The organism is Ammoniphilus sp. YIM 78166 (genome assembly GCF_004522215.1).
Taxonomy (GTDB): Bacteria; Bacillota; Bacilli; order Aneurinibacillales; family RAOX-1; genus YIM-78166.
In genome coordinates this window covers 166366-187711 of record NZ_SDLR01000001.1, presented here as the reverse complement: position 1 = coordinate 187711, position 21346 = coordinate 166366, and the positions used below count along the sequence as shown (strand labels likewise).

Sequence of the window (21346 nt, the reverse complement as noted above, 5' to 3'; positions counted from 1 at the left end):
TGTTACACAAGGAAAAAATTACTTGGCCATATCTAGAGCCGCTAACACTTCTTTTACTAACTGGTCTTGTTCATCCAAGAATGCTCGGAAATCTTTGCTGTTTTTATATTCACTTTGCCATCCATTCGCTTCCAGCTCTTTTTTCCACTCTTCCTTTTCAGACAGGGCCTTCAAGCTCTCTTCCCAGAACTTGAGCGCATCTTCCGGCATTTCCTTGGGCCCGAATACTCCGCGCCAGATCGTAAATTCTGCTTCGACACCAGCCTCTTTAAACGTTGGGATATCTTTTAGCTCTCCACCCAAACGCTCCGTAGAACTCACTGCCAAGACTCGTATTTTTCCAGCCTTGAGGTACTCCCCAACAGCCGACGCATCCGTTGCGATAAAGTCAGCATTCCCACCTAGAAGAGCAGCGATAGCCTCCCCGCCTCCATCATAAGAAACATACTTTACTGCCTTTGGATCCACTCCGTATTTAAAAGCTGGCAAAACAGCAATCAGATGATCCATGGATCCTGGTGCAGAGCCCCCAGCTACAGTCACTTTCGTAGGATCGGCTTTAATCGCATCAAGGGCAGATTTCAAGTCCTGGAACGGAGAATCCGCTTTCACCACTATCGCGCCGTAATCACGAGTTAACTGTGCCAACGGTATGGTATCTCGGTAACCAAAAGGACTGTTCCCTTCTTTTTTGTTGTTATTAATGAGGATGGGCGGAGAACTTACAAATAGTTTGTATGGGTTCTTTTTATCTTGATTCACATATTCTGCAAGGAAAACGGCACCGCCGCCACCTGGTTTATTTTCAACCGTCATGGTTTTATCCACTAATTTCGTTTCAGCTAAAATCTTAGTTAAAGAGCGAGCAGTCTTATCCCAGCCACCGCCTGCACCAGAGGGAGCTACTACCGTAATCGGCTTTTCAGGATAATTGGAAGCCTTTTCATTATTGGCTGGAGTAGATTCCTTTGTAGCTTGTGTTGGAGCTGTTTGATTCCCACCCGCGCCGCATGCCGTTAAGCCTAGTGCAAGCACACTCGTAAGTAAAAGAGCCGTAAACTTTTTCATTCGTGCAATCCCCCTTGTGATATGTGTGTATTTTTCAAATAAAAAAAGACAGGATGTTTTTCCTGTCTTTAAATTATCAGAACCTTAACTATTTTTGAAGTTTTAGGCCATAAGGAGGATAAAGGTCATTGATTTCTTTTTGTTCATAAAAATTACGAAGGAGTGCGAAAATACCTTCGTTCAGGCCGACCTACATTCCCATAAATCAATTCAGCATAGATTTTCTTCTGTGAAATGAGATATTCCAGATATCTTCGTGCGGTGGAACGGCTGACACCTGCTTCCTTACTCAGGGTTTCGGCTGTCATTCCCTTATCTCCCATTCCCGTCACGCATCGAAGGATTTTGTCTAACGTTAACGGATCTATCCCCTTGGGTGCACCTGGCTCTTCCCAGCTCTCGTGGGAAGGAACTGCTGGATTGCTATTCCAAAGATTTTCGATCTCATGTGCATCTAAGCGATTTTTTTGCTTAAGGGTAAGCAAGTGGTCCCGGTATTTTTCCAAGCTATTTTTAAAGCGATCATAGGTTAACGGCTTAAGAATAAAATCAAACACCCCGCCGTGCATAGCTTTGCGAACTACCGCAACCTCTGAAGCTGCGGTAATCATAATGATATCTATATCCTGGAAGTTTTGACGGATAAAAGAGACTAGGTCGACGCCTAACATATCCGGCAAATATACATCAAGCAGCACAAGCTGGGGCTGAAACACCTCTAGCCACTCCTTAGCTTGTTCTCCCGTCGTTGCCGTAGCAATCACCGCGAAGCCATCCAGCTTTTCTGTAAAGCGACGGTGAATCTCGGCAATTCGGGGATCGTCTTCTACAATTAATACTTCAATAGACATCTCCCTTTAACTCCCCTCCTTCGGTAAGGCGACGATGAATAGCGCTCCGCCTAAATCCCCTTTCTCAATGGCAATGCTCCCGCCCAGTTCTTCCACAAGCTCTTTAATTCGAGCCAATCCTAGACCTCTCTTTTCTCCTTCCTTAGTGGAATATCCACGTCTGAAGATTAGAGGCAAGAGCTCATCGGGCACCCCTTGACCAGAGTCTTCGACTTCAAACAAGATATCATCTCCAAGATCCGTAACGAAGAGGCGGACGGTTTTTTCTTCCGTTTTCTCCACCGCTTCAAATGCATTGGTAATCAGGTTACCTAAAATGGAGACAATAGAACTGCTGTCTATATGATCAGGGAGCTTCTTTAAGCTGCTTTCACGATCGAGAACAAACTGAACCTTCAATTCTTTTGAACGGTTGTAAAACCCTAGCAAAATTCCCCCTAGCCAAGGATCGTGCAGCTTTTTCATGATAAACTGGACAATATCCTGTTGGTCAGCCGTTTCCTTATGAATCAATTCAAGAGCTTGCTCGTACGATTCGAGCTGCAACAGACCAGACAGCGTATAAAGTAGATTATGAAATTCATGGGTTTGGGCCCGAAGTGCTTCCGTGTAGCGCTTAGCCTGGGAAAGCTCGTCTGTTAATTGATCAAGCTCCGACTTTAAGCGAAAGCTAGATACGACGCCAATAACTTCAGGACCAGACTTCACGGGTAAGCGGTTGGCAACAATCTGTTTCCCTCGTACGACCATCTGCCGGTCAAACTGTTCCTCCCCAGTGTAAAGAACTTCTAAAATCGTTGAATGGGGAATAATATCGGAAACCGGTTTCCCCACTACCTTATAGCCCGGAGGAAGAGAAAGAATTTCATAAGCCGCTTGATTCATCATGGAAATTTGTCCTTTTTTATTAACCACAAGGATCCCTTCCCGCACCGATTGAATAACAGCATCCCGCTCCTTGTATAATATCGAAATCTCTTCCGGCTCCAAACCAAACATCTTGTTCTTAATATTGCGTGCAAGATAGATTGAGCCAAGAGTCCCTAAAAAAAGCCCCAGAGCTGCAATGCCAAGAATACGAACCCCTAAAAACTCGGTCGTATCTTCTATAGCCTCCAATAGGAATCCCACAGATACGACCCCTATAATTTTCCCCTGTTCACTGATAATGGGGACCTTGCCTCTTAGAGAAGGTCCCATAGAACCCGTGGCTTGAGAGATATAGGACTCCCCATATAATAAGGCTCGTTCGTTGTCTCCTCCCACCATCTCCTTTCCAATGCGTTCAGGAATGGGATGGGAATAACGCACACCATGTTCATTTCCTACCACAATAAATTCTGCATCCGTTTGCAATCGTATCCTTTCCACAATGGGTTGAATGTATATCCAAGGCTCTTCTTGCTTAAAGGCATCGTGAATTTCCGGCATGGTGGCAACAAATTGAGCTAAGTGTAAGGCTCTTTTTCCTACTTGCTGTTCGACAGAATACCAGGTGGCATAATAGAACAAGGCACTCGATAACATAATAATCAAAATAACGAGAAAAGAAATCAATAAAGTAATGCGATCTTGAAGTTTAAGCTTTACGAAAGTTTTCATGGGAACTATTATACTATGAATTTGGGCTGTACACTAAAAAAAACCTTGTCATACATGTATGACAAGGTTTATGGAGGGAAATTATATATTGTACGTCAACAAAAGGAACGGCGAATTCGCCTTAGCTGAAGGTCTCAGCGTTCTGAATAGCATGTTCCCAGCTAGGAAAGTAAAACAACGCACTTCTCATCAGATCGGGGTGCGTTTGTTTTACTTTTTTCTTGCCAAGAGGTGTTCCATTCTCTTGAAGCTCTTTAATTCTGGAAAGCACTTGGTCTGCACTCATGTTAATATCCACTAAATCATCCTCCTTTTCGGAATACCTTTATTTTCGTCTTATTTGGGATAATTTAGTCGAACAAACTCGAAAAATTTCTTAGTGAATATTTTTCTTCTTAAAGTTCCCGCCTCTAACTTCATGAATGTTTCCGATGGAAAGAAACGCTGCAGGATCAATTTCCTCTACAATACTCTTTAGCTTGGCCTCTTCTAGACGAGTGATAATACAGAAGATTACTTTTTTCGTATCACCCGTATAGCCTCCTTCTCCATGGAGATAGGTAACCCCACGGCCTAATCTTGAAGAAATGGCGTCGCCTATGTCACTGTGAAGGTCGCTAATTATCCAAACAAATTTTGATTCGTCAAGCCCTTCTATCGTGATATCAATTGCCTTATAAGCAATAAAATATGTAATCAATGAGTACATCGCGCGGTCCCAGCCAAACACAAAGCCAGCACTGCCTAGAATGAAAATATTAAAGAACATAACCACCTGACCCACGGAGAAAGGTGTCTTCTTATTAATAAGAATGGCAATGATCTCTGTACCATCTAAAGAGCCCCCGTATCTTAAAACCAGTCCAACCCCGACCCCTAATATAATCCCTCCAAATACAGAAGCTAATAGAGGGTCCCTCGTTACAATGGAGACATGATGTAATAATATGGTACCAACAGACATTAACGTAATCGCGAACAGAGTAGAAATGGCAAAGGTCTTCCCGATTTGTCTATAGCCAATAAACAGGAACGGCAGATTTAATATAAATAGAAGAATACCTAACTTTATATCCAAAAGGTGAGCCAACAACATGGAGATACCTACAATTCCTCCATCTATAATCTTGTTGGGGACTAGGAAGATTTCTAGTGAAACGGAAACCATTAAAGCTCCTAGGAAGATGAAAAAACCCCGGCTAAAAATCTTCCTTTTTGAAAGCTTCTTATGCTGTATTGGTCGTTGTACGGCTTCAGCCATTCTCTCTCCTCCAAATAAAAAAATCAATCAGCAAACGCGCTGATTGATTTTTTTCCCTTATCTTGAGCGTCGCTATCGTTACATTGTAACTTAGGATGGAAGCATCGGGCAAGTAAAGAGCCCCATAGGGCTCTAGTTACTCGTTGGTATAATATTTTAAAACTTTATCCCGAACATAACTGAGATGATGGTACATCTGTGTAAACGCTTCCTGAGGATCGCGCTTCGCTAAGGCTTCGTAGATAGCGGTATGATGTTGAACCGTCAACTCGCGTTCCCTCATTTTAATTTGGCTATTAACCTTATCATGCGTAATGATTAGAGAATCAATCATTCCCTCAACTACAGGGTTATTAGCGCTTATAGCAATCAAATGATGAAACTGTTTGTCAATGTCGCCATAATCGTTATCGGTTCGATTAGCCAGATCCTCAATCGTTTTCTTTAGCTTCGCTAATTGCTCATCTGTAATTTTCTCCGCAGCCATCGTCACAAGTCCAAGCTCCAAAGCCATCCTTGCCTCGATAATAGCAGGTAGATTATCGACCGATAAGGCTAGCATGACAGAGAATGGCTTGCTGCCTATTTTGTCATTAATATAAGTACCATCTCTTGTTTTTCGCTTAATGACCTCGAGGGTTTCTAGAGAACTCAAGGCTTCCCGCAGCACGGGTCGACTGACCTCCAGCATTTCCATTAATTCCATCTCGGATGGCAATTTATCTCCGGGCTTAAGCTGTCCGCTTGTCAACAATTGTACGATTCTTTCCACCACTTGTTTCGATAACGTATTCCGGTGAACCGACTTTACGACTACATCATGTTTAAACTCGTCCATGACTCACACCTCCCCCTTTTAATCTTGTTGTCTTTATTGTAAGACAAATAAGTGTAGATAACAATATGGTGCTGTGAATTTAATTACTAAACCTATATCTAATTTTCTGTTTAATATAAATTGACGAGATATTATATTTGTCATACAATATTAACGGAATGTAACCGTTTTATCAAGACTATAGAAACTGGAGGCCTTACCATGTTTAGAGCAAAAGCGTATCCTACAAACTACATTCAAGAACCCGGAATTCTTCTCCAGACTGGGGAATGGGTCCAAAAGTTTGGATCTCAACCCCTCATTATCGCTGGACCAACCGCTTGGTCTAAGGCCGGCCCACAAATTTCCGCAAGCTTGCTTCAGTGCGAAATCGATTTTCAGTTAGAAACGTTTGAAGGGCATTGTTCGGACGAGGAACTGCAGCGATTGCTGAGCAAAGTTCAACCTGAGACCGACATTGTCATTGGGGTAGGTGGAGGACAATGTCTGGATACGGCCAAGCTGATTGCGAACCACTTGAAAGTTCCCATCATCAATGTATCGACACTAGCCTCTACGTGTGCAGCGTCAAGCGCCCTATCCATTGTTTATACTCCTGAGCATGTTTTTGTCAGACTAGAAGAATTCGATCGCTGTCCTGTAGCTGTTCTTGTGGATCCGGACTTGATTCGCGAAGCCCCACTTCGATACTTAACCGCGGGGATTGGTGATACGCTCGTAAAATGGTATGAAGCTTATCCTATTAATGAAGGAACATTCAAAAACGCTAAAACCATGGCTGGCCTTAAAATGGCCGAGCTCATCCGAGACATGCTCTTCGAATATAGCGAAGATGCCGTAATAGAATGTCAAAGAGGCGAAACGGGGGTAGCTCTGCGCCAAGTCATAGATTGTAACATCCTCTTGGCTGGCTTAGTAGGAGGATTAGGAAGCCATACCTGCCTTTCCTCTGGTGCGCACGCGATCCATTATGGTATGACGATCATTCCAGACATGCATGAAGCCTACCATGGTGAACTTGTGGCCTACGGACTCCTCTGTCAATTAAAACTAGAAGGCAAATCCGATGAGGAACTTACGGAGCTCATCCAATTTTATCAAAAAATTAACCTGCCCGTTAGCCTCTTTGATCTAGGAATGAAGAGCATAGATGAGGATCCGCTTCGCCAAGCAGCAGCCAAAACCTGCTTACCCGGGTCGTCGATCCACCGCCTCCCGTTTCCGGTTACGGAAGAGATGGTTTATGACTCGTTCATCTATATTCATCAATTAGGACAAAAACTACAGTACGTGTAAATGAAAAGGGTGTCCCCAGGGACACCCTTTTCATTAGCGCACTAAGCAAGGACGCTTGTTATCAAATTTCCAACCCGGGATGTAGTATTGCATCGCAATGGCGTCATCGCGAGCTCCTAATCCTTCTTTGAGGTACAGCTGATGAGCTTTCTCTAGTTCTTCCATATCCAATTCCACGCCAAGGCCTGGCTTATCCGGAACAGCAACCATTCCGCCAACGATTTTCAACGGATCTTTCGTTAAGCGCTGGCCATCCTGCCAGATCCAGTGCGTATCAATCGCTGTGATTTTTCCAGGAGCCGCTGCCGCTACATGCGTGAACATCGCCAAGGAAATGTCAAAGTGGTTGTTGGAGTGAGATCCCCACGTTAATCCCCACTCATGACACATCTGAGCCACGCGAACAGATCCCTGCATCGTCCAGAAATGAGGGTCAGCAAGTGGAATGTCGACGGATTGAAGCTGAATAGAATGACCCATTTCACGCCAATCAGTCGCAATCATGTTTGTTGCAGTTTTAAGACCTGTGGCACGGCGGAACTCAGCCATCACTTCACGAGCAGAAAAGCCTTTTTCCGCTCCACAAGGATCTTCGGCATAAGCTAACACATGGTGCTTATCGCGGCAAAGTCGAATCGCATCCTCTAACAGCCATCCACCATTAGGGTCTAAGGTAATGCGTGCATCAGGGAATCGCTCAGCTAGAGCCGTTACCGCCTCGATCTCTTCTTCCCCGCGCAACACGCCGCCTTTTAGTTTAAAATCATTAAATCCATAGCGTTCACGTGCGGCTTCAGCCAAACGAACAACCGCTTCAGGCGTCAAGGCTTCTTCATTTCGCACACGGAACCATTCGTTGTCAGCATCGAGTTCACTTCGGTAAGCAAGATCCGTCTTCTTGCGATCTCCAATGTAGAATAGATAACCTAGCATTTCCACCGCATCACGCTGTTGTCCTTCTCCAAGCAAGGCTGCAACGGGTACACCCAAATACTTTCCTACAAGGTCTAACAGGGCTGCCTCAAGGGCGGTTACCGCATGGATCGTAATGCGCAAATCAAAGGTCTGTAGTCCTCGTCCACCTGCATCGCGATCAGCAAATTGTCTGCGAACGCTATTTAAGATGTTATTGAATCGGCCAATCGATTGGCCGACAACTAATGCTTTTGCATCTTCTAGCGTTTGACGGATGCGTTCTCCGCCTGGCACCTCGCCTACCCCTGTATTCCCCGCATTGTCCTTTAAAATCACGATGTTGCGCGTAAAATAAGGCGCATGGGCACCGCTCAAGTTAAAAAGCATGCTATCGTATCCAGCTACTGGTACTACTTTAAGGTCTGTAATGATGGGTGTACTCGTTGTAGAAACTTGATTTAAAACGGCTTCTTGACTCATGGTCTCGCTCCTCTCTATGGGGAAGGAGCTATGCTTTGCAAAGCATAACTCCTTATCTTATAAAAAACTATTTTACAAACACAGTTTTTATTGATGTAAAGAAATCCATTGCCGCACGGCCCTGTTCACGGGAATGGGAGCTAGATTGCTTCATTCCGCCAAATGGTGCTTGCAGCTCTACGCCTGCACTTTCCGCATTGATCCGAACAAGTCCTGCATCCATTTCATTAATGAAGGCTAACATATTGCTAATGTTTGTCGTGAAGATGGAAGCACTTAATCCAAATTCCACGTCGTTAGCCAACTCTAAAGCTTCTTCCATGGTCTCTACCTTCATCAGTGCAAGAACAGGTCCAAAGATTTCTTCTTGAGCAATGACCATATCTGTGGTCACTCCATCAAAGATTGTCGGCTCCACGTAAAACCCTTGAGCAAGCTCAGCCGCTTCCGGTTGCTTTCCTCCGAAGAGTAAGGTAGCCCCTTCTTCAACACCCTTGTTGATATAGTGCTGAACGGTCTTGAATTGATTTTCGCTGGCGCAAGGTCCCATCCAAATACCGGATTTCATACCATCTCCAACGGTAATTTCCTTTACCTTTTCCAACAGCTTCGCCTTAAATGTATCGTATACTTCACTTTGAACGATAACTCGGCTAGTTGCTGTACACTTTTGCCCTGTAGAGCGCAATCCGCCGCTGATCGTGGCTTCTACTGCTAGATCCAAATCGGCATCCTTAGCTACGATAACAGGGTTTTTTCCGCCCATTTCCAACTGGTACTTGGCACCGCGAGCAAGAGCCGCTTGACCGATACGCTTTCCAACTCCGTTGGAACCCGTAAATGTAATTCCGTTCACATCTGGATGGTCAGCAATTCCTTGGCCAATTACAGAACCTGCACCGGTAATCAAATTGATAACCCCAGCAGGGAAACCTGCTTCGGTTAAGCACTCGATCACCTTCGCACATGTTACCGCTGTTTCAGAAGCTGGTTTAATTACGACTGTATTTCCATAAACTAAAGCAGGAGCCATCTTCCAGATTGGAATCGCTACAGGGAAGTTCCAAGGAGTAATTACCCCAACTACGCCTAATGGTACACGAGTTGTAAACATTAAGGCATCCGCATCAGTGGACGGAATCACATCCCCAATAGATCTCATGCCTTCTCCTGCATAATAACGAAGGATGGCCACGCCGCGAGCAGTTTCACCCTTGGCTTCTGGGAAGGTTTTTCCCATTTCCTTGGTTGCTGTTTCTGCAATCTCATCAATTCTGCTTTCTAGAATATCTGCCGCTTTACGCAAATAGTCTCCTCGAACGCTTCCTGCAAGCTTTCTCCATTGCTTCTGGGCCTGCTTGGCAGCAGCAACGGCTTGATTCAAATCCTCAGCAGAAGACTTTTGAATATATCCAACAATCTCGCCTTTATTGGCTGGGTTGATGCTTCCTTCAACTTCTCCTGTAGAAGAAGCAACCCATTGTCCATTTATATAGTTAAGGTAGGTTTGTACCTGTGTTAATGTAGCCATCTTAATTCATCATCCCTTCTATACTAAAGTGTTGCCGCCTTTTTTTGCTTCGGATATTTTTCCAACGCTACCTTTAGGATCGCTTCAAGCTGCTCGTAGTGTGCTGGCTCAACTGGGGTAATAGGTGCACGTACCTTACCGCTTACCGGCAATCCCACGATTTGCATTCCTGCTTTGATCAAGGATACTGCGTAACCTTTTCTGGATCTACGAATGCGGTTAATTGGCAAGATTACATCCTGATACAAGTCATTTACAAGCTTTCTGTCGCCCTTCTTTAGTGCATCAAAGAACATAGCCGAGATATGCGGAATGTAGTTTGAGATCGCAGAGGAGTAAGAGTCAAAACCAATGTTCGTATAAGCTGGCATTGTAACCTCTGCCATTGGCATACCATTCAAGTAGATCAAACGATCGCCGATGGTTTCTGTAATCTCCAGGTTTAGCTCCATGTTGCCTAAACCATCTTTCAAACCTACCAATTGAGGATACTCTACTAATTTTTTCACCGTTTCGAGTGACAGCACACAATTGTCACGGTTGTACACAATCGCATTCAAGCTTGTGCTTCCAATGATAGTGCTTAGGTAGTCATACAATCCTTCTTGCTCAGGCTCAATAAGGTATGGAGGCAAGATTAGGTATCCATCTGCACCAAGTTCTTCAGAGATTCGAGCGCAATCTAGAGCATGCTCGATATTGCCGCCTACTCCTGTGTACAAAGGAACTCTACCATTCACCTGTGCTACAGATGCTTTTACGATATCTCTGTATTCTTGCTGGTTTAACGCATGAAACTCTCCTGCCCCACAAGCTACAAAAATCGATCCTAATCCTTCATCTAACAGGAATTGAATATTAGCTTCTAATCCTTTAAAGTCTACTTTCCCGCTTTGATCAAATGGTGTTACTGGGAAACCCATAATTCCTGTAGGTACTTTTTTGTTCGACATGTGATTAATCCCCTTTCACTTTTCAGTTTATCGTATTGTTTATATGTCTAATTGTAAGACAAATAAAAAAGTATGTCAATTCTTAATTTGAGAAAAAACTTCTTTTCTTTGAAAAGTATTCCGCCCACAAAAAAACAACTTTTGTGGGCGGATTTCATGACGGCTATATAGAAATATTACTTACCAAGCAATTGCTTGTAGTAGGCTTCTGCTTCAGTCATATGCTTCACAGCTTCCTCACCGTTCATATAAACAGGAGTTACAACAAAACCATCAAGCTCTTTCTTTAATTCTTCGTTGTTTACCACTTTCTCAAGAGCAGCGGAGAAAGTGCTCACGACCTCTTGCGGAGTACCTTTCGGGAATCCCCAGAAGAAGAACTTATCAAAAACGATATCTACGCCTTGCTCTTTAAACGTTGGTACATCTGGCATAGAAGAAATTCTTTCGTCAGCCATGACACCCAAGCTTCTTAATTCACCGGAATCAATATAGCTTTTCACTAGTCCAATTGCCGTTGGATTGATATCAATTTGTCCGCCAAGCAATGCCGTTAACTTTTCAGCCGCACCACCAACGTCTACAATGTTAAATTCGGTTCCTGTTGCTTGTTGAAGGGCCAATAGTTGCAGGTGAGTAAATCCGCCCACCTCCGTTGCAATAGAAACCTTCTTTGGATTGGCTTTCGCATACTCAATCAGGCTTGGTAAATCCGTAAATTGGGAATTGCTATTTACCATGAAGGTGTTGCCAAGGTCAGAAATTCCGATACCGGCAAGTTCCATTTCTGGGTAAGAGAAATCGACTAATCCCATGATCTTATTCAGCAGCATAGAGTTATGGAAGGAAAGAACGGTGTACCCATCAGCATTAGCATCTAGCACCTTCTTTGTCCCTGTGCTACCGCCAGCTCCGCCGACGTTCGTTACCACCACAGGCTGTCCGAGTTCTTTTTCAAGATATTTGGCAATAACACGGGTGTTGCGGTCCGTATCTCCACCTGCACCAGCAGGAACAACGACTTCAATAGGTTTTGTAGGGTAAGCAGACTTCTCTTCAGCTTTAGGCTGCTCAGCAGTTGGAGAAGATGTATTTTGCTGGCTAGAACAACCGACAGCCACAGATAACATAAGTGCCAAAGAAGATAAAAGCATTCCTTTGAAGACTTTTTTCATTGAATTAACCCTCCCAATAATGTGTATGTTTTTTTGTATATTTTAATAGAAAGAACTCTATTAAAAACAAAGATTACGTTCTACAACTCTACGGATTGGCTAGACTTCTTTTTCATCCCCTGCCAGATCTTCAGTCCAACGGACAGGGCAGCAGCAGCTAGGAAAAACGCTGCAATGGGCTTGGTTAGGAACGGGGTGAAATCTCCCTGGGAAAGCATAAGACCTCTACGAAGACTGGTTTCTGCAATGGGCCCCAAGATAAAGCCGAGAATAATCGGTGTTAATGGGAACTTAAACTTCAGCAACACATAACCCAGAATACCAAAGAACAACAATGCACCTACATCAAACAAACGGCTGTTTACGCCATAGGCACCCACCACACAGAGGGCCATAATAATAGGCAACAGGATATTTTGTGGAATGCTGAGTAGTCTGACAAAAGCTCTCATTCCCGAGAACATCATAATCATCATCACAACATTAGCAATCAGAAGTGCTGCAAAGATCGCGTAGACAATATCTCCATTGTTTTTTAGCAGAAGTGGACCCGGCTGCAATCCATGAAGAACCAGTCCTCCCAAAAGCATCGCGGTTACGGTATCTCCTGGAATCCCTAGCGAAATCAAAGGGACTAGTGCTCCCCCGATTGCCGCATTATTGGATGATTCCGAAGCGACAATCCCGTCCGGCACCCCTTTACCAAACTTCTCAGGGGTCTTGGATTGGTTTTTCGCAGCAATATAAGAAATGAGGTTGGCTGTTCCACCGCCGATTCCTGGTAGAATTCCGATAGCGATTCCAATGAAGGAAGATCTAATCAAATTCCAAGTCTGGCCGAAAAAATCTTTAATGGAGATGCCAATTCCTTTCATTTTATAACTGATCTTTGTCGTACTTCCTTTATACTTTGATTCAGCCATAATCAGAATCTCCGATACGGCAAACAGACCAATCAAAGCCGGAAGCAAGTTGAATCCTGCATCTAGTGAACTCATTCCAAAGGTAAAGCGAGGAAACGCATCGATCGGTGCGGAACCGACCATAGCTAAGGTAATCCCTAACAGACCGCTAATGACTCCTTTGATGATTGAATCCCCAGATAAACTGGAAATGAGGGTTAAGGAAAAGATAGCAATGGCGAAATATTCAAACGGCCCAAACTTGATCGCAAACTTTGCCAGTGGCGGCGAAATCATAATCAACACAATAATAGCTAGCAAACCACCAATGAAGGAGGAAATAATAGCCCAAGAAAACGCTTGCCCCGCTTGGCCCTTTTGAGCCATGGGATATCCATCAAACGTAGTGGCAATCGATGATGGTGTTCCTGGTAATTTCATAAGGATGGCAGGAATCAATCCCCCTGATACCCCTCCAATATAGAGACCCATCAACAAGGCCATCCCCTCGCTCGTAGGCATCCCATACGTGATCGGCAAACAGATCGCAATCGCCATTGTTGCGGTTAGTCCAGGGATGGAACCAAAGATCAGACCCAAGAACACCCCAACAACGATGAGAATAATCGTTGATAAATCGAAAATCATAGAAAAACCGGCTAGCATCATATCAGACATTCACGTTCACTCCTTTCTAACCCAAAATTCCTGTTGGCAACATCACGTGAAGAACCATTCTAAAGATGTAATAAATCAGACCTGATGTTACAATCGCAATAACCACATACATGGGAATCTTCCAATGCGAACGGTCTGTCAATAAAATAAATTGAAGCACTAAGTATACGACTGTAGAGATCAAAAATCCTAACAAGTCAATTAAAGCGACATATACAATCATCAAAGATATCGTTGAAAGAACTGACTTATAATTAACTTTTTCTTCCTGCTTCGTTTCAGTTGTACTATTTTCTTCTACTGCCTTTCTTTTTCTCAGGCCCTGCACAACCAAGATCGCGCTTAAAACGAACATGCCTCCTAGTACAAGGCGCGGAACAAAATCGGAACCAATCGTAGCCACATCTAGTTGTCTAATACTAAAGGTGGCAATAAATAATACGATCGCATAGGCGATAAAGAAAATTCCAGAATAAACATCTCCATTACGTATCACACTTCTTCACCTCACTCAATTTAATCGTTTTCAAATCCCTTTTATAAGTAAGCTGCTAGTTGGCCTGCTGCTCTAGCAGCTCGTTTAGAACCTTGACTCGAACAAAATTTAAATGTTCATACATGCTTCTATAGGCAGCAATAGGATCTCGATTCTTTAACGCCTTCAAGATTTCATGATGTTGCTGTATGGTTAATTCATGATTGCGCTGAAAAGAAGGAATTTGCTTCAAAGTTCGATCAAATAGCTGCAACAAAGGCTCAATCAACCCATCAAGCGCTGGGTTATTTGCACTGTAAGCGATCGTCTTATGAAACTCTCGGTCCGCCGAATGGTAGGCCTCGGGACTTTCTGCCATTCTTTGTAAAGCATCCTCAAGTGCAGTCAGTTGATCTTCCGTTATCTTTAATGCAGCCATCGTCACCAGCCCTAATTCAAGAGCCATCCTACCCTCTATAATAGACTGCATATTGCCGGTTGAAATCGCTAACATAATAGAAAAAGGTTCACTGCCAATTTTGTTACAGAAGAAAGTTCCTTCTCTTGTTTTCCTATTAATAATCCCCATCGTTTCTAAAGAACTCAAAGCTTCTCTAAGCACAGGTCTGCTTACACTAAACCACTCCGTCAATTCCGCTTCCGTCGGAAGCTTATCGCCTGGCTTTAACTTCCCATCCAAAAGGAGTTCAATGATCTGATCAATAACCTGCTGAGAGAGCGTCTCACGCTTGATGGATTTGAGGCTAATTTCTTTAAGTGTGACTTCCTCCATGCCGCTCACCTCTAGTTAGTTGTAATGTTGAATTTTACATTTTTAATTGTAAGACAAATACACTTATAAGTCAATTAATAATTTTAATATGTAAGAATATTTTATTTTACGCTTAGACAAGCAAAAAAAAACAACCGAAGCGAAAGCTCGCTTCGGCTGTATTCTATTTGATCAAAGCTATGATGACGATACCCACTATGGCAACGATAGACAAGTGTACTCCGTTAGAACGCAATCCAACTTGGACCCCCGATATGCCAGCAATCCTACTGACCATCAAGTTGAGACCTGAATAGGGACTTAAGGCAGTAGAGGTAGACCAGGCCAGTAGCAGCAGCATAGCTAAGGATAAATTGCTAATCCCCAGTTCTTGAGCATTTAATTGCATGGCTAGCGCCGAGATCACAGCCAACTGGTGTAATCCAATATAAGTAAAGACTAAGATAATCATCATGACTGCAAAGGCAAAAAGGAAAAAGGAGTGGTGAGCCGTATTCGTTAGGAATTGACTGATCCCATTAGCAAACTGGGTACCTTGTACGGCATGGCCTAATAGACCCGCACTCGTAAAAAGCATGATTTCATTATTCATCATCGGGACGGTTTCGTTTCGATAACTTTTTAACTGAGGTTCAATTCGATCCCAGCCCTTAAATAACAAGGACCACAAAAAAGGAAAAACAATAGAAATGAGACTTACGATCACAAGCATAGACCAATGCGTTACGAACTCAATCAGTAAGGATCCACTCATCAGAATAAAAACAAACGCAACTAATTGTATCAACTGTTTGCGTTGCTTCTCTTGAAGCGGTACTTCCTGTACCATCCCTTCTGTAACGAGGGGGTGATTCTTCTCCCACACGGCGAATAGGACATTTCCAATGACTAAGGAAATTAACGAAAAACAGAAGCCATACAAGATATAATCTCCAACAGGGATGTTCAAATAGTAGAGCACAATGGAAACGGAAGCAAAGTACGGCGACCACATGGGAGAGCTTGAAAAACCTACTAAATAGCTCTTCGCGGATACGGCCGAAGGAAGCTTAAGGTCCTTGAGAAATTCATTAATGATTCTTACTGAGCCTAAATTAAGTACAGGTGTCAGTACGAACATGGTCCCCGTTATTCCTGCAAAGAATCTTTTGGGGTGGTGTAATAGATTACGGAGCAAAGTATCAATGGCTGTAAAATATCCACCTACCCGTAAGGGTAGAGCAATTAATGGAGCCAACACAATCAGGCATAATAAAGGAAGGACGAGCATAATGCCTTGACTGATTCCTTCTAGACCGTTGCCCTTGTGGAATTCCAGATAAATTCCCATTGCCATCATGCCCAGCCCAAGGATACGTGGAAACCCTCTAGCCATCAAGGCACTCCCTGCGAAAGCAATAAACACCATAACGACTACGAGATAGTTCAGCCAGTACCATTGCAGAAAATAATTTACGAGGAAAATTCCGCACATCCCCAAAATTAAATAAACTTTCATGTTCCTCTCCCTATTTTCTCTTTTTATTTTGAGAATCGCGATATATCAGTAACTCAATGGTAAGAGGCTTTCAAATACTTGTCAAGACATGACTTGAGGCGGACGCCAACTTCCAGTTTATTGTAAGACAAATAGTAATGTATGTCAATTGAAATTAATCCAAATACTTGCAAGAATAAAAAAAGGTGTCCCAAAAGGACACCCTCCATCTTTTACCTTACTTTCCTAACAATTGCTTATAGTAAGCTTCAGCGTCAGTCATATGCTTCACAGCATCTGCTCCGTTCATAAATACTGGCGTGACCACGAATCCATCCAGCTCTTTCTTCAACTCTTCATTGTTTACTACTTTTTCTAGAGCGGCAGAGAAAGTGTCAACCACGTCTTGTGGAGTACCCTTCGGGAATCCCCAGAAGAAGAACTTGTCAAACACAATATCTACACCCTGCTCTTTGAAGGTTGGTACATCTGGCATAGAAGAAATTCTTCCGTCAGCCATGACACCTAAGCTTCTTAACTCACCGGAATCAATATAGCTCTTCACGAGTCCGATAGCGGTTGGATTGATGTCAATTTGTCCGCCAAGCAATGCCGTTAACTTTTCAGCCGCTCCACCGATGTCTACGATGTTAAATTCAGTTCCCGTTGCTTGTTGTAGGGCCAATAGCTGCAAGTGAGTAAAGCCACCCACTTCCGTTGCGATGGAAACCTTTTTTGGATTGGCTTTAGCGTATTCAATAAGGCTCTGCAAATCCTTAAATTGAGAATTGCTGTTTACCATGAAGGTATTGCCAAGGTCAGAAATCCCAATCCCGGCAAGCTCCATATCTGGGTATGAGAAATCAACAAGTCCCATGATCTTATTTAACAGCATGGAGTTATGGAAGGAAAGAACGGTGTAGCCGTCAGCGTTAGCATCGAGCACCTTCTTTGTCCCTGTGCTTCCACCTGCTCCCCCTACGTTCGTCACAACAACAGGTTGTCCTAACTCTTTCTCTAAGTATTTTGCGATAACACGCGTATTACGGTCCGTATCTCCACCTGCGCCAGCAGGAACAACGACCTCAATCGGTTTAGTCGGATAAGATGCCTTTTCCTCTGCCTTCGGCTGATCTGCTGGTGCTGACTGCGAGCTTTGTTGGCTGGAACACCCTACAGCAACGGATAACATAAGTGCCAAAGAAGATAAAAGCATGCCTTTAAAAACTTTTTTCATTTCATAACCCTCCCTAATGATTGTTTTTCTCTTGGTATCGCTTTCATAAGATGTTAATATTGTAAGACAAATATAATAATATGTCAATTAATACTTTTTAATAAAATAAACCCCTACATGATGATGTAAGGGTTTATACTTAGTAATTCTTCTTGACTTCAATCTTATACATCTTTAATTTCCGATAAAGAGTACTGCGATCCATCCCCAGTTGTTGAGCTGTCCGCGTAATATTGGCGTTGCATTGCTGCAAAGCTGAACGGATCCTTCCTTCTTCCGTCGTCGTCCATGAGGCATCCCTGGTGCCCTTCGGAATCTCCGACACATCGAGGTATTTCTCGATATCCTGTTCATCTAACCTCTTGGTTCCGGCAATTACAACCAGCCTCTCGATAAAATGCACCAGTTCCCGAACATTCCCCGGCCAATCATGTTGAGCTAACCGATTCAGAGCTTCATCTGTGATTTCCACTTGCCTGCCATGGATTTCATTATAGTATTCGAGGAAACGCTTCGCTAAACATCCTACATCTCCGTGTCGATTACGCAAAGGCGGAATATCGACGGTCAATACCTTCAACCGGTAATACAGATCCTGCCTGAACTGTCCCTCCCTGACAAGAGTCGGTAACTCCTGATTTGTGGCGGCTAGAATTCTCACATCGACAGGAATATACTTATCGTCGCCGAGCCGCATGACCTGTTTCTCCTGGAGTACGCGCAGAAGGCGGCTTTGTCCGTATTTATCCATCTCTGAGATCTCGTCCAAAAAAATCGTCCCCCGATGAGCCATCTCAAAGACGCCAGCCTTCCCTTTCTTCGTCGCCCCCGTAAAAGCGCCTTCCACATAGCCGAACAGTTCACTCTCGAGCAGGTTCGGCGGCAAAGCGGCACAATTGATGGCGATGAAAGGCCCATTCCGCCTAGGACTCTCGTTATGAATACTTTGGGCAAACAGCTCCTTACCCGTTCCCGACTCTCCTGTTATGAGGACCGTAGCATCCACCTGGGCGATTTCTCGGGCAATTCTTTTAGTTTCGGTGATTTCCTGAGATACCCCTACGATATCTTCAAAACGATATCTAGCCATTAATTTTTTAGCCATCACCTCATTGCGTATTTTCATCTCCATCTCCTGGATCCGGGTAATATCCTGAAAGGTGATAATGGCTCCTAAGATGGCTTCGTCTACGATAATGGGCGCCACATTCAACATAATCCAGCCATTGCCTGTGTTTGCAATTTGACCGAAGCTTTCCTTTCCTTCACTTAAACAAGCTTCTATCTCTATAAAACTTAAGCTTGATTCCAGCTTTTTGCCGATGATGTCCTTTGCATCCAGATTCAGCAGCCGCTCGGCAGTCGGATTAAAGACTCTAACTACTTTCTGACGATCAGTACTGATAATGCCTTGGATGGAATAATCAACAAGCACTTTAAATTCCTGTGCACGCTCTTTTTCAATTTTTCGTCCTAAAGCAATCTTCTCCGCTTCAAGAAAAGCGGTTCGGATAGAAAAGTCCCCTGAACGCACGGGAAGGGAAAGAAAACCTTTCTGCTTGGCTACGGAAACTGTTTTTGTTCCCCCGATAACCACATCAACGTCCCGAATCGACAATCCCTCCAGCTTCGAAGGAATATCTTCCGTTCGTTCTAACGGAAGAATGGAGAGCTTGATCCCTAAGATATCAGAGAGCACCTCAATATCATAGGCCATATTTTTAAAGGCTAGAATCGCCACTCTCGGATTTTCCAAGGTTGCCACTTTCTTCGCTTCATAAAAAGATTGAGCAAGGTCCTGACCCGTAATCGGAATCTCTACAATGGGGATTAGGACGTTCGATTCCATAATTAACCGGGCAGTTCCTCCCCTGCTGACAATAACATCCACATCGGCATGCTGCAGGGCACGGGCCAATCTCACCGCCCTTTTCAACCGAGCAAGATAGATTTCTACTTTCTGAGTGAGCCCTAGTTCCTCGATGATTTTCTTCCCCTGTAGAAACAGGGGTTTGTCTGGTGCAATAAAAACGATTCGTGACATTGGGCGTTGCCCCTCCCTGGTTCATGATTGCTTCATTGTACCACAGTTGTTGCACTGCCCAAAACAACAGTTGTAGCAAAACTGCTACAACTGTCCTCCCATCCCCCTATTCTAACTCACCCTAAACCTTTGGCATGATGCTTGCATGAGTATAGGACACCTGAATTTGCTAAACATCATAAAGGAGAATCGATTATGAATATCGTTCAAAATGAAACGCCACTTTATATCAAGCTTCATGAAAAAGACAACGTTGCCATTATCGTCAATACCGGAGGGCTACCTGAAGGAACCGTCTTTCCTTGTGGACTTGAACTCAAAGGAAAAGTCCCTCAAGGCCATAAAGTTGCTTTAAAAAGCTTCAGCGAAGGAGATCCAATCATCCGTTATGGTGAGATCATCGGACACGCCAATCAACCGATCGCTCAAGGCACTTGGGTAGAGGAAACCATGCTAACCCTTCCCGAGCCTCCGAAGCTAGATGAACTCCCGTTGGCCAATCGCATCCCTGAACCCCTGCCACCTCTAGAAGGCTATACCTTTGAAGGGTATAGAAATTCAAACGGAACTGCAGGCATCAAAAATATTCTCGGAATCACAACCAGCGTTCAATGTGTTGCCGGCGTGCTTGACTTTGCGGTTAAACGAATCAAACAAGAGCTTCTCCCCAAATATCCAGAAGTTCATGATGTCGTTGCTTTAAACCATACCTACGGATGTGGGGTCGCGATTAACGCTCCTGAAGCCATCATCCCCATCCGGACCATTCAAAATATGGCAACACATCCGAATTTCGGAGGGGAAGTCATGGTGGTAGGCTTAGGCTGCGAAAAGCTTGTTCCAAGCCGCTTGGTAGAAAACGGGAACGATAACAGCATCATTTCCCTTCAAGATCAACAAGGGTTTTCCAATATGATTCAATCTATTATGGAAATGGCAGAAGAACGTTTGATTAAGCTTAATGCCAGAAAACGAGAAACCTGTCCGGTTTCCGATTTGGTTATCGGCATGCAATGCGGTGGAAGCGACGCCTTCTCCGGGGTAACGGCCAATCCAGCCGTGGGCTATGCCGCCGACCTCCTCGTACGCGCAGGGGCAACTGTATTATTCTCGGAAGTGACCGAGGTACGAGATGCAGTTCACCTTCTGACACCTAGAGTTGTAAACGAAGAGGTTGGACGCGCCTTAATCCAAGAAATGAAATGGTATGATAACTACCTGCAAAGAGGAGAAGCAGACCGAAGTGCGAACCCTTCGCCTGGAAACAAAAAAGGCGGATTGTCCAATGTTGTAGAAAAAGCGCTGGGTTCCATTGTTAAGTCTGGCAGCAGCCCGATCGTCGATGTATTGGCGCCCGGAGAAAAAGCAACGAAAAAAGGACTTATTTTTGCTGCTACCCCTGCAAGTGACTTTGTCTGCGGAACCTTGCAGCTCGCTTCCGGCATGCACTTGCAAGTATTTACAACCGGACGCGGAACGCCTTACGGGTTAGCCGCTGCCCCAGTCATTAAAGTATCGACCCGCAATTCACTCGCCGATCAATGGCAGGATCTGATCGATATCAATGCTGGACGGATTGCAACCGGAGAAGCCACAATTGAAGAAGTAGGCTGGGAGCTATTCCACTTTATCCTAGACGTAGCAAGCGGCCGCAAACAAACCTGGGCAGAGCACTGGGGACTGCACAATGCTCTGACTCTGTTCAATCCCGCTCCAGTGACCTAAAGACAAAGAAGACCACTAGGAACTGCAAAAATGGCAGATCCTAGT

General features: G+C 44.1%; 18 protein-coding genes. 2 read left to right on the top strand and 16 right to left on the bottom strand.

Annotated features, from left to right (window positions below):
* Window positions 1-18 precede the first annotated feature (18 nt).
* The 6 genes from EIZ58_RS00875 to EIZ58_RS00855 form a co-directional block, all read right to left on the bottom strand.
* Complete coding sequence (locus tag EIZ58_RS00875) at window positions 19-1068, bottom strand: tripartite tricarboxylate transporter substrate binding protein (protein WP_134698640.1); 1050 nt, start codon at window positions 1066-1068, stop codon at window positions 19-21.
* A gap of 152 nt (window positions 1069-1220) precedes the next feature.
* Window positions 1221-1919, bottom strand: a complete 699-nt coding sequence (locus EIZ58_RS00870) for a response regulator (protein WP_134698639.1) — start codon at window positions 1917-1919, stop codon at window positions 1221-1223.
* A 6-nt stretch (window positions 1920-1925) separates the two neighbouring features.
* Window positions 1926-3521 (bottom strand): ATP-binding protein, encoded by a 1596-nt coding sequence (locus tag EIZ58_RS00865; protein WP_134698638.1) that lies wholly within the window; start codon window positions 3519-3521, stop codon window positions 1926-1928.
* A gap of 121 nt (window positions 3522-3642) precedes the next feature.
* Window positions 3643-3819 carry a hypothetical protein gene (locus tag EIZ58_RS32990; RefSeq protein ID WP_167577416.1) on the bottom strand — a complete coding sequence of 59 codons (177 nt, stop codon included), beginning with the start codon at window positions 3817-3819 and terminating at the stop codon, window positions 3643-3645.
* Between the two features lie 78 nt (window positions 3820-3897).
* Entirely contained in the window at window positions 3898-4782 is an 885-nt protein-coding gene (locus EIZ58_RS00860; RefSeq protein ID WP_134698637.1) for a YitT family protein, read from the bottom strand.
* 136 nt (window positions 4783-4918) lie between these two features.
* Window positions 4919-5620, bottom strand: a complete 702-nt coding sequence (locus EIZ58_RS00855) for a FadR/GntR family transcriptional regulator (RefSeq protein ID WP_134698636.1) — start codon at window positions 5618-5620, stop codon at window positions 4919-4921.
* A 201-nt stretch (window positions 5621-5821) separates the two neighbouring features.
* Here EIZ58_RS00855 and EIZ58_RS00850 point away from each other — a divergent pair, with 201 nt between their 5' ends.
* Entirely contained in the window at window positions 5822-6916 is a 1095-nt protein-coding gene (locus EIZ58_RS00850) for an iron-containing alcohol dehydrogenase family protein (protein ID WP_134698635.1), read from the top strand.
* Between the two features lie 33 nt (window positions 6917-6949).
* On the opposite strand, the gene gudD is transcribed toward EIZ58_RS00850, so the two are convergent.
* From gudD to EIZ58_RS00800, 10 genes are all read right to left on the bottom strand, one after another.
* The gene (gene gudD / locus EIZ58_RS00845; protein ID WP_134698634.1) at window positions 6950-8311 is read right to left on the bottom strand and encodes a glucarate dehydratase; all 1362 of its coding nucleotides are present in this window, start codon (window positions 8309-8311) and stop codon (window positions 6950-6952) included.
* Window positions 8312-8378: 67 nt separating this feature from the next.
* Complete coding sequence (gene gucD / locus EIZ58_RS00840) at window positions 8379-9842, bottom strand: alpha-ketoglutaric semialdehyde dehydrogenase GucD (RefSeq protein WP_134698633.1); 1464 nt, start codon at window positions 9840-9842, stop codon at window positions 8379-8381.
* Window positions 9843-9865: 23 nt separating this feature from the next.
* On the bottom strand, window positions 9866-10795 hold the full coding sequence (gene kdgD / locus EIZ58_RS00835) for a 5-dehydro-4-deoxyglucarate dehydratase (RefSeq protein WP_134698632.1): 930 nt from the start codon (window positions 10793-10795) through the stop codon (window positions 9866-9868).
* A gap of 176 nt (window positions 10796-10971) precedes the next feature.
* A complete protein-coding gene (locus tag EIZ58_RS00830; protein WP_134698631.1) occupies window positions 10972-11970 on the bottom strand; it encodes a tripartite tricarboxylate transporter substrate binding protein in 999 nt (332 codons plus the stop codon).
* An 80-nt stretch (window positions 11971-12050) separates the two neighbouring features.
* The gene (locus EIZ58_RS00825) at window positions 12051-13550 is read right to left on the bottom strand and encodes a tripartite tricarboxylate transporter permease (protein ID WP_134698630.1); all 1500 of its coding nucleotides are present in this window, start codon (window positions 13548-13550) and stop codon (window positions 12051-12053) included.
* 16 nt (window positions 13551-13566) lie between these two features.
* On the bottom strand, window positions 13567-14046 hold the full coding sequence (locus tag EIZ58_RS00820; protein WP_134698629.1) for a tripartite tricarboxylate transporter TctB family protein: 480 nt from the start codon (window positions 14044-14046) through the stop codon (window positions 13567-13569).
* Between the two features lie 55 nt (window positions 14047-14101).
* Complete coding sequence (locus EIZ58_RS00815; RefSeq protein WP_134698628.1) at window positions 14102-14818, bottom strand: FadR/GntR family transcriptional regulator; 717 nt, start codon at window positions 14816-14818, stop codon at window positions 14102-14104.
* A 163-nt stretch (window positions 14819-14981) separates the two neighbouring features.
* The gene (locus EIZ58_RS00810; protein WP_134698627.1) at window positions 14982-16316 is read right to left on the bottom strand and encodes a hypothetical protein; all 1335 of its coding nucleotides are present in this window, start codon (window positions 16314-16316) and stop codon (window positions 14982-14984) included.
* A gap of 217 nt (window positions 16317-16533) precedes the next feature.
* Window positions 16534-17532, bottom strand: coding sequence for a tripartite tricarboxylate transporter substrate binding protein (locus EIZ58_RS00805; RefSeq protein WP_134698626.1), 999 nt, complete (start codon window positions 17530-17532; stop codon window positions 16534-16536).
* A gap of 139 nt (window positions 17533-17671) precedes the next feature.
* Window positions 17672-19576 carry a sigma-54-dependent Fis family transcriptional regulator gene (locus EIZ58_RS00800; RefSeq protein WP_134698625.1) on the bottom strand — a complete coding sequence of 635 codons (1905 nt, stop codon included), beginning with the start codon at window positions 19574-19576 and terminating at the stop codon, window positions 17672-17674.
* Window positions 19577-19771: 195 nt separating this feature from the next.
* On the opposite strand from EIZ58_RS00800, the gene garD reads away from it, so the two are divergent.
* Entirely contained in the window at window positions 19772-21301 is a 1530-nt protein-coding gene (garD, locus tag EIZ58_RS00795; protein ID WP_134698624.1) for a galactarate dehydratase, read from the top strand.
* Window positions 21302-21346 lie beyond the last annotated feature (45 nt).

Excerpts from the sequence above, each read along its gene's own strand:
- EIZ58_RS00875 (WP_134698640.1), bottom strand. The coding sequence starts at position 1,068 with ATGAAAAAGTTTACGGCTCTTTTACTTACGAGTGTGCTTGCACTAGGC.
- EIZ58_RS00870 (WP_134698639.1), bottom strand. The coding sequence starts at position 1,919 with ATGTCTATTGAAGTATTAATTGTAGAAGACGATCCCCGAATTGCCGAG.
- EIZ58_RS00865 (WP_134698638.1), bottom strand. The coding sequence starts at position 3,521 with ATGAAAACTTTCGTAAAGCTTAAACTTCAAGATCGCATTACTTTATTG.
- EIZ58_RS00860 (WP_134698637.1), bottom strand. The coding sequence starts at position 4,782 with ATGGCTGAAGCCGTACAACGACCAATACAGCATAAGAAGCTTTCAAAA.
- EIZ58_RS00855 (WP_134698636.1), bottom strand. The coding sequence starts at position 5,620 with ATGGACGAGTTTAAACATGATGTAGTCGTAAAGTCGGTTCACCGGAAT.
- EIZ58_RS00850 (WP_134698635.1), top strand. The coding sequence starts at position 5,822 with ATGTTTAGAGCAAAAGCGTATCCTACAAACTACATTCAAGAACCCGGA.
- gudD (WP_134698634.1), bottom strand. The coding sequence starts at position 8,311 with ATGAGTCAAGAAGCCGTTTTAAATCAAGTTTCTACAACGAGTACACCC.
- gucD (WP_134698633.1), bottom strand. The coding sequence starts at position 9,842 with ATGGCTACATTAACACAGGTACAAACCTACCTTAACTATATAAATGGA.
- kdgD (WP_134698632.1), bottom strand. The coding sequence starts at position 10,795 with ATGTCGAACAAAAAAGTACCTACAGGAATTATGGGTTTCCCAGTAACA.
- EIZ58_RS00830 (WP_134698631.1), bottom strand. The coding sequence starts at position 11,970 with ATGAAAAAAGTCTTCAAAGGAATGCTTTTATCTTCTTTGGCACTTATG.
- EIZ58_RS00825 (WP_134698630.1), bottom strand. The coding sequence starts at position 13,550 with ATGTCTGATATGATGCTAGCCGGTTTTTCTATGATTTTCGATTTATCA.
- EIZ58_RS00815 (WP_134698628.1), bottom strand. The coding sequence starts at position 14,818 with ATGGAGGAAGTCACACTTAAAGAAATTAGCCTCAAATCCATCAAGCGT.
- EIZ58_RS00810 (WP_134698627.1), bottom strand. The coding sequence starts at position 16,316 with ATGAAAGTTTATTTAATTTTGGGGATGTGCGGAATTTTCCTCGTAAAT.
- EIZ58_RS00805 (WP_134698626.1), bottom strand. The coding sequence starts at position 17,532 with ATGAAAAAAGTTTTTAAAGGCATGCTTTTATCTTCTTTGGCACTTATG.
- EIZ58_RS00800 (WP_134698625.1), bottom strand. The coding sequence starts at position 19,576 with ATGTCACGAATCGTTTTTATTGCACCAGACAAACCCCTGTTTCTACAG.
- garD (WP_134698624.1), top strand. The coding sequence starts at position 19,772 with ATGAATATCGTTCAAAATGAAACGCCACTTTATATCAAGCTTCATGAA.